5 protein-coding genes and 1 pseudogene are annotated in these 6,273 nt (G+C 61.6%); 4 read left to right on the forward strand and 2 right to left on the reverse strand.

Annotation, left to right across the window (positions count from 1 at the left end; genetic code table 11):
• Positions 1-50: 50 nt before the first annotated feature.
• Complete coding sequence (locus J7I86_RS11410) at positions 51-1,985, reverse strand: FAD-binding monooxygenase (protein ID WP_214819885.1); 1,935 nt, start codon at positions 1,983-1,985, stop codon at positions 51-53.
• A 169-nt stretch (positions 1,986-2,154) separates the two neighbouring features.
• Between J7I86_RS11410 and J7I86_RS11415 the strand changes: the two genes are divergently transcribed.
• The 4 genes from J7I86_RS11415 to J7I86_RS11430 all read left to right on the forward strand — a co-directional run bounded on the left by J7I86_RS11415 (position 2,155) and on the right by J7I86_RS11430 (position 5,835).
• Positions 2,155-3,105 carry a 5'-3' exonuclease gene (locus J7I86_RS11415; RefSeq protein WP_214819887.1) on the forward strand — a complete coding sequence of 317 codons (951 nt, stop codon included), beginning with the start codon at positions 2,155-2,157 and terminating at the stop codon, positions 3,103-3,105.
• Positions 3,106-3,259: 154 nt separating this feature from the next.
• On the forward strand, positions 3,260-3,835 hold the full coding sequence (locus tag J7I86_RS11420; protein WP_214819889.1) for a Clp protease N-terminal domain-containing protein: 576 nt from the start codon (positions 3,260-3,262) through the stop codon (positions 3,833-3,835).
• Positions 3,836-4,125: 290 nt separating this feature from the next.
• A complete protein-coding gene (locus J7I86_RS11425) occupies positions 4,126-4,545 on the forward strand; it encodes a YciI family protein (RefSeq protein ID WP_214819891.1) in 420 nt (139 codons plus the stop codon).
• A 36-nt stretch (positions 4,546-4,581) separates the two neighbouring features.
• On the forward strand, positions 4,582-5,835 hold the full coding sequence (locus tag J7I86_RS11430) for an RNA polymerase sigma factor (RefSeq protein WP_214819893.1): 1,254 nt from the start codon (positions 4,582-4,584) through the stop codon (positions 5,833-5,835).
• Between the two features lie 195 nt (positions 5,836-6,030).
• Here J7I86_RS11430 and J7I86_RS22790 read toward each other — a convergent pair.
• Positions 6,031-6,273: pseudogene (locus tag J7I86_RS22790) on the reverse strand (HNH endonuclease); the annotation flags it as partial.

Here is a 6,273-nt window from a genome sequence, read left to right on the forward strand (position 1 = left end):
GAACTGCCGGGGAGTTGACGCTCGACTCCCCGGCAGTCTCCCTCTCTTCGCTAGGACTGGTTACTGACGAGCCCCGTCTCGGCCTGGACGGTTTTACTCCGCTCCGCTGACAACAGCGGTGCGAAGAACTCGCCGAGTTCGCTGATAGCGGTCAGGGGCAGGACGTTGGCGACGTACTGGTCCGGGCGGACCACTACCACCACGCCGTCACGACTAAGGCCGCGCATCTCGAAGATGTCGTTGTTGGGGTCGGTGCCGAACACTTTTTCGAGGTAGGTGAGCTCGAAGGGGCCAACGGTGGGTTTGAACGCCGCGGGTACGGCGTTGATGTCCACCTGGGTGTGGTCCTGCTGGTAGATCACCTTCACATCGAACCAGGCGTCGCGGTCAGCGTCCGACGGCGTCGCGGCCAGCGGCGAGTCCGGCGAGTTCGCGATCCACTCGGCAAAGTCCGCCACAGGGCCCGGAGCCCCTGCTTGTGCGGTGTCGGCAAAGACGTAGATACGCCAGCGTCCGTCCGCCTTGGCATGGTGGCCCAGATGCATGGGGTTGGTGTCGCAGACCCGGAGCACGGGCGCGGACTTGAAGCGTTTGCCCACAGGGAAGCCGGTGGCGAGCTCCTGGTGCCGTGCCTCGGCAACCAGCATTGAGGGCGCGTACTGGGTCATGAAGCCTGCCGGGAACTCGGCGGTACTCGTGTAGAAGGTTTCCAGTTCCGCCGGGTCCTCGAATTCCTCGGGTTTCCTGGCCATCAGCGTGGACCACTGCTTATCGAAGTCGATGAGGTTCTTCGCCACCACCTGACGTTCAGCCGAGTAGGTATCCAGCAGGGACTCGGGGCTGCGGCCTTCCAGAACGTGGCCGAGTTTCCAGCCGATGTTGAAGCCGTCCTGCATGGACACGTTCATTCCCTGCCCGGCTTTCGCGCTGTGGGTGTGGCACGCATCTCCTGTGATGAACACCCGCGGCGTGCGCGTACCGCGCTCCTCCGGCAGAACGTCGTCGAACCTGTCCGTGAGCCGGTGGCCTACCTCGTACACGCTGTGCCAGGCGACGTTGCGGACATCCAGAGTGTACGGGTGAAGGATGTCGTTGGCCTTCTGAATGATCTGTTCAATGGTGGTTTTCCGGACAGCACCCTTGTCCTCAGGGTGGACTTCGCCCAGGTCCACATACATCCGGAACAGGTGCCCGCCCTCACGGGGGATTAGCAGGATGCTGCCACCGGTTCCGGACTGGATGGCACATTTGGTGCGGATGTCCGGGAAATCGGTCACTGCCAGCACGTCCATGACACCCCAGGCGTGGTTGGCCTGGTCGCCGGCAAGGTGACATCCGATCGATTCACGGACCTTGCTGCGCGCGCCGTCGGCACCCACAACATACTTGGCACGGATGACCCGTTCCTGGCCTTCGTTCGGCCCGGACGTATGGGCCAGTGTTACGGTGACAGGATAGTCACCCTCTCCGGTGACCTGAAGACCCTGGAATTCGTAACCGTAGTCGGGTTTCATTCGTGTGGGGGAGTTGGCCATGAACTCAGCGAAGTAGTCCAGGACGCGGGCTTGGTTGACGATCAGGTGCGGGAACTCGCTGATCCCTGCGGGGTCATCCACTGCGCGGGCTGCCCGGACAATGCGGGAATGATCGGCGGGGTCCGGCTTCCAGAATGCCATTTCCGTGATGCGGTACGCCTCCGCAATGATGCGTTCGGCAAATCCGAAAGCCTGGAACGTCTCCACGCTGCGGGCCTGGATACCATCCGCCTGGCCGATGGCCAAACGCCCCGGACGCCGCTCGACAAGACGGGTGGTCACGTCCGGAAACTGGGACAGCTGCGCCGCCGTGAGCATGCCCGCAGGGCCCGTGCCCACGATGAGGACGTCGACCTCGTCAGGAAGCTCGGCCGGACGATCGATCCCTACACCGGCGGCCGGCTCAACTCTCGGGTCACCGGATACGTAACCGTGGTGGTGAAACTGCACGGGCTTTCCTCACTTCTTTGTGGGCTACTTCGTTTTATGATGTTCGATAATAGAACACACTGTTCTATTATCGCTCAGACAATCGTAATGCGGCTCACACCGGTGTTCAAGTCCTTAGCGCGTCTTATGCCGGAACTTTGTGCGGCTTCCTGCGGTTCGGGCTACTGACATGTCAGGATCAGGTATGCCGCGCCTGATGCTCTTGGATACCGCCTCCTTGTATTTCCGTGCCTTCTACGGCGTTCCGGATTCCATCCGCCGAGCCGATGGAAAGCCCGTGAACGCAGTGCGGGGATTGATGGACATGATCGCCCGCCTCACCACCGACTACGAAGCCACGCACTTGGTGGCCTGCTGGGACAACGATTGGCGCCCGCAATGGCGCGTGGACCTTATCCCAAGCTACAAGCAGCACAGGGTCGCGGAAATCGTGTCCAGCGGCCCGGATGTAGAGGTTGTCCCGGACCCGCTTGAGGCGCAGATACCCATGATCCGCCGGGTCCTGGACCTCGCCGGGATCGCAGTAGTGGGCGTTGACGAGCACGAAGCGGACGACGTCATAGGAACCTACGCGAGCCAAGCGACCATCCCGACGGACGTGGTCACCGGTGACCGCGACCTCTTCCAGCTCGTCGATGATGACCGTGCGGTCCGCGTCATCTACACGGCGCGCGGCATGAAGAACCTGGAAGTTCTCACCGACGTCGTCGTGGTGGGCAAGTACCGCGTCCTGCCCCGGCAATACGCCGACTTCGCCACCCTTCGCGGCGATGCCTCGGACGGGCTCCCCGGCGTTGCCGGCATCGGCGAAAAGACGGCAGCGTCGTTGCTTGGCACGCATGGGTCATTGGAAGGGCTGCTTGAGGCTGCGGAAGCTCCCGACGGCGGTTTGTCGGCTACCGTACGGGCCAAGCTGTCCGGGGCGGCTGACTACCTCAAGGTGGCGCCCGCCGTCGTGAATGTTGTGCGTGACCTCAAGGTGCCGACGCTTGAAGAAGCAGGTGCTGAACTACGCCCGGTCACCGGCGACGCCCGAGGTGAACTCGAGCAGTTGGCTATTGAGTGGAACCTGGGTGGATCGGTCAAAAGACTGCTGGATGCACTGGACCGTGTCCGGTAAAGGCACCGCTCACAGATTCAGCTTCACTTTCACAGCCGAATGACAGGTTTGAAACAGCTTGGGCTGTGGTGGGTCTCTCATCGTGTTAAGAGGACGGATCCATTGACCGTCCCTCAGACGCAAGCCGTATCAACGGCCCATTGAGGAGAGGCATATGTCAAAAACCAAGAGAATCACCCTGGGAATTGCAGCCGGAGCACTGGCACTGGGCGCGGGATTGGGTGCAACCAGCATCGCTACAGCGGCCACCACGCCGTCGCCAAGCGCCACTTCGTCGACCGGCTCCACTTCATCTACGGATACGGGCACGCCGTCCGATCGTGGCGGAAAGCCGGGCGGACACGGTCAGGGACGCGATCGGGGACAGATAGCCGCTGAGCTGGCTACCAAGCTCGGTGTGGACGAAGCCAAGGTCACTGAAGCGTTGAAAGCGTTCCGCGAGGCCAACAAGCCCACCACGCCTCCTGCCGAAGGAGTGGAAGGAACCAAGCCGGACCGTACCGCACAGGATGCTGCCCTGGCTAAGTCGCTCGCTGAATCATTGGGCATTGACGAAGCCAAGGTCACCACTGCGCTGGAAGAAATCCGGGCTGCGGGCCAAGCAGAACGTTCGGCCGCTCTGAAGACCAAGCTGGATAAAGCGGTCACGGACGGCGAGCTCACCCAGGCCGAAGCTGACGCCGCGACCAAAGCTGTTGAAGCCGGGGTCATCGGAGGAGGCGGCCGCTAGGGTCACCGGGAAAGCAACATTGGCAAAAAGGATCCCCCAAATACGTACGGGGGATCCTTTTTGGTTCTCAGACAGCACTCGTGCGGCCGGACCTGGCCCGCCAGAGGGCATGTGAAGCACCGGCGGACTCAACAGAATCGCTTTCAACCGCCCATTCAGACGCCGCCTGTGGTGCCCGCGAGGATCCGGGAATTTTGTTTTCATGATTTGTCGATTTCCGCTCGCGCTGTTCGACCTATGGATGAGAAGGTCGAAGGGCGGCTTTCCACTCACACAGGAGATTGAGTCAAATGGCGAAATACATGTTGATCATGCGGGCAGACGACGCTTCCTACGCCAAGTTCGAGAACATTGATTTCAACGAGATCCTCGATGCAATGGGCAAATTTAATGACGAACTGATCCGCGCGGGAGTTCTCTTGGCCGCTGAAGGCTTGGACGACGCCAAGGAAGGCGTGGTGGTGGACTTCACCGGTGAAACCCCGGTTGTCACTGACGGTCCCTACGGAGAAACCAAGGAACTCTTTGGGGGCTACTACATCCTGGACGTAGCTTCCAAGCAGGAAGCAATCGAGTGGGCCAAGCGTGCGCCCATGACTGCTGGTACCAAGACCGAAATCCGCCGCGTCGCCAGCATCGACGAGTTCCCCCAGGACAACGAATGGATTCAAAAGGAACGCGCATGGCGCGAGCAGACAGGCCAGCTCTGATATTCGTTGCAGAAGCTCCGGTCGCCAGCGACCGGCGTGAACAGCACTGAGGCAAGGGCCGCCGTCGAAGCGGTGTGGCGAAGCGAATCCGCCCGCATCGTCGGCGCCCTTACCCGCTACACCGGTGACTTTACTGTGGCAGAGGACTTGGCACAGGAGGCGCTGGCGGAGGCCCTTATATCCTGGTCTGTCAAGGGCATCCCCGCGGAACCGGTGGCCTGGCTCCTGACTGCCGGCCGACGTCGGGCGATCGATTCGTTCCGGAGGCATGCTGTTCTCGACGAGAAGTACGCCCTGCTGGTCCGTGAACTGTCCGAGGAGGAACCGGGCGTGGACGTCTTGTTCAATGCGGATACGATCTATGACGACGTTCTGGCATTGATGTTTGTCTCCTGTCATCCCGTGTTGTCCAAGGAATCGCGAATTGCACTCACGCTTCGAGTAGTGGGCGGCATGGGTACGGACGAAATTGCCAAGTCGTTCCTGGTCCCCATTCCCACCATCCAGGCCCGCATTACGCGAGCCAAGAAGACCCTGGCAGCGGCTCACGTTCCGTTTGTGGTGCCGGAGACATCTGAAATTCCGGAGCGGCTGGGATCGGTGCTGCAGGTTGTTTACCTAATTTTTTCGGAAGGCGCCTTTGCCTCCGGGGGTGACTCGTGGATGCGCACGGAACTGGCCGGCGAAGCACTTCGTCTCGCCCGAGTGTTGGTCCGGATGGCTCCCGAACCCGAAGTGTTTGGCCTCTTGGCCCTGATGGAACTGACGGCGGCACGCTTTCCTGCCAGGCTCGACACGGCAGGTCAGCCTGTCCTTCTCGAAGACCAGGATCGACGCCGGTGGGACCAATCTGCGATGCGCCGGGGCAGGGCGGCACTCTCGACGGCGGTGGCAGCCGGCCGCGGTCTTGGCGCCTACGGATTGCAGGCCTCCATTGCCGAATGCCACGCTGTGGCCCGGACTGCAGAGGAGACGGATTGGCAGCGAATCGTGATTCTGTACGAAGCATTGGGCCGTTTGGTTCCATCGCCTGTCATTGAACTGAATCACGCGGTTGCCGTGGCCATGGCTTCAGGGCCGGCCGCCGGGCTGCAGTTGGTGGACGCGATTGCGGACAAGCGTACGCTGAGCGGTTCGCACCTGGTGCCGACAGTACGAGGAGAGCTTCTCACCCGGCTGGATCGTCCCGCGGAGGCAAGGCTGGCTCTGTTGGATGCACTCGAGCTCTGCTCGAACGCCGTCGAAAGTAGTGCGTTGGAGCGAAAGATCGCAGTACTGTTCGAGCATTGAGACCTCACGCCAGTTTGGCCCCACGCCAATATCGGGACGCCACTGGCAGCCCAACCAGAAGCAGCGGTACCCGAGGAACCATCGCGCGTGAATGCGGCTGAAGCCCCCACCCGGAATCGTCCCTGCCATTTCGGTCGTGAACTCTGACACGGCCGTCCCCTCTCGGATCAGGCCGGACGCAGGACACGCCGTTGTTCAGACAGTCCCGCCCAGTCTCTCATTGGGGCGTGTTTGTGTTCTGTGGGGTGTGTGGTGGTGGTTGCGTCGGGGTGTTTGGTGTGGGTCGATGTGGGGTGGGGGGATGAACCAGGGGACGCCGGTTTTCATGTCGATGCGCCAGTGTTCTTTGTGGATGAGGTGGTGGTGGTGGCTGCAGAGCAGGGTGCCGTTGTCGGTGCCTGTGGTGCCGCCGTGGGACCAGTAGGTGGTGTGGTGGGC

Origin of the sequence: Arthrobacter sp. ISL-95, assembly GCF_018613695.1 — a bacterium.
GTDB lineage: Bacteria > Actinomycetota > Actinomycetes > Actinomycetales > Micrococcaceae > Arthrobacter.

What these genes read in the sequence shown, in the direction of transcription:
- J7I86_RS11420 (WP_214819889.1), top strand. Translation starts at nt 3,260, where the DNA reads ATGTCAAAAACCAAGAGAATCACCCTGGGAATTGCAGCCGGAGCACTG.
- J7I86_RS11415 (WP_214819887.1), top strand. Translation starts at nt 2,155, where the DNA reads ATGTCAGGATCAGGTATGCCGCGCCTGATGCTCTTGGATACCGCCTCC.
- J7I86_RS11425 (WP_214819891.1), top strand. Translation starts at nt 4,126, where the DNA reads ATGGCGAAATACATGTTGATCATGCGGGCAGACGACGCTTCCTACGCC.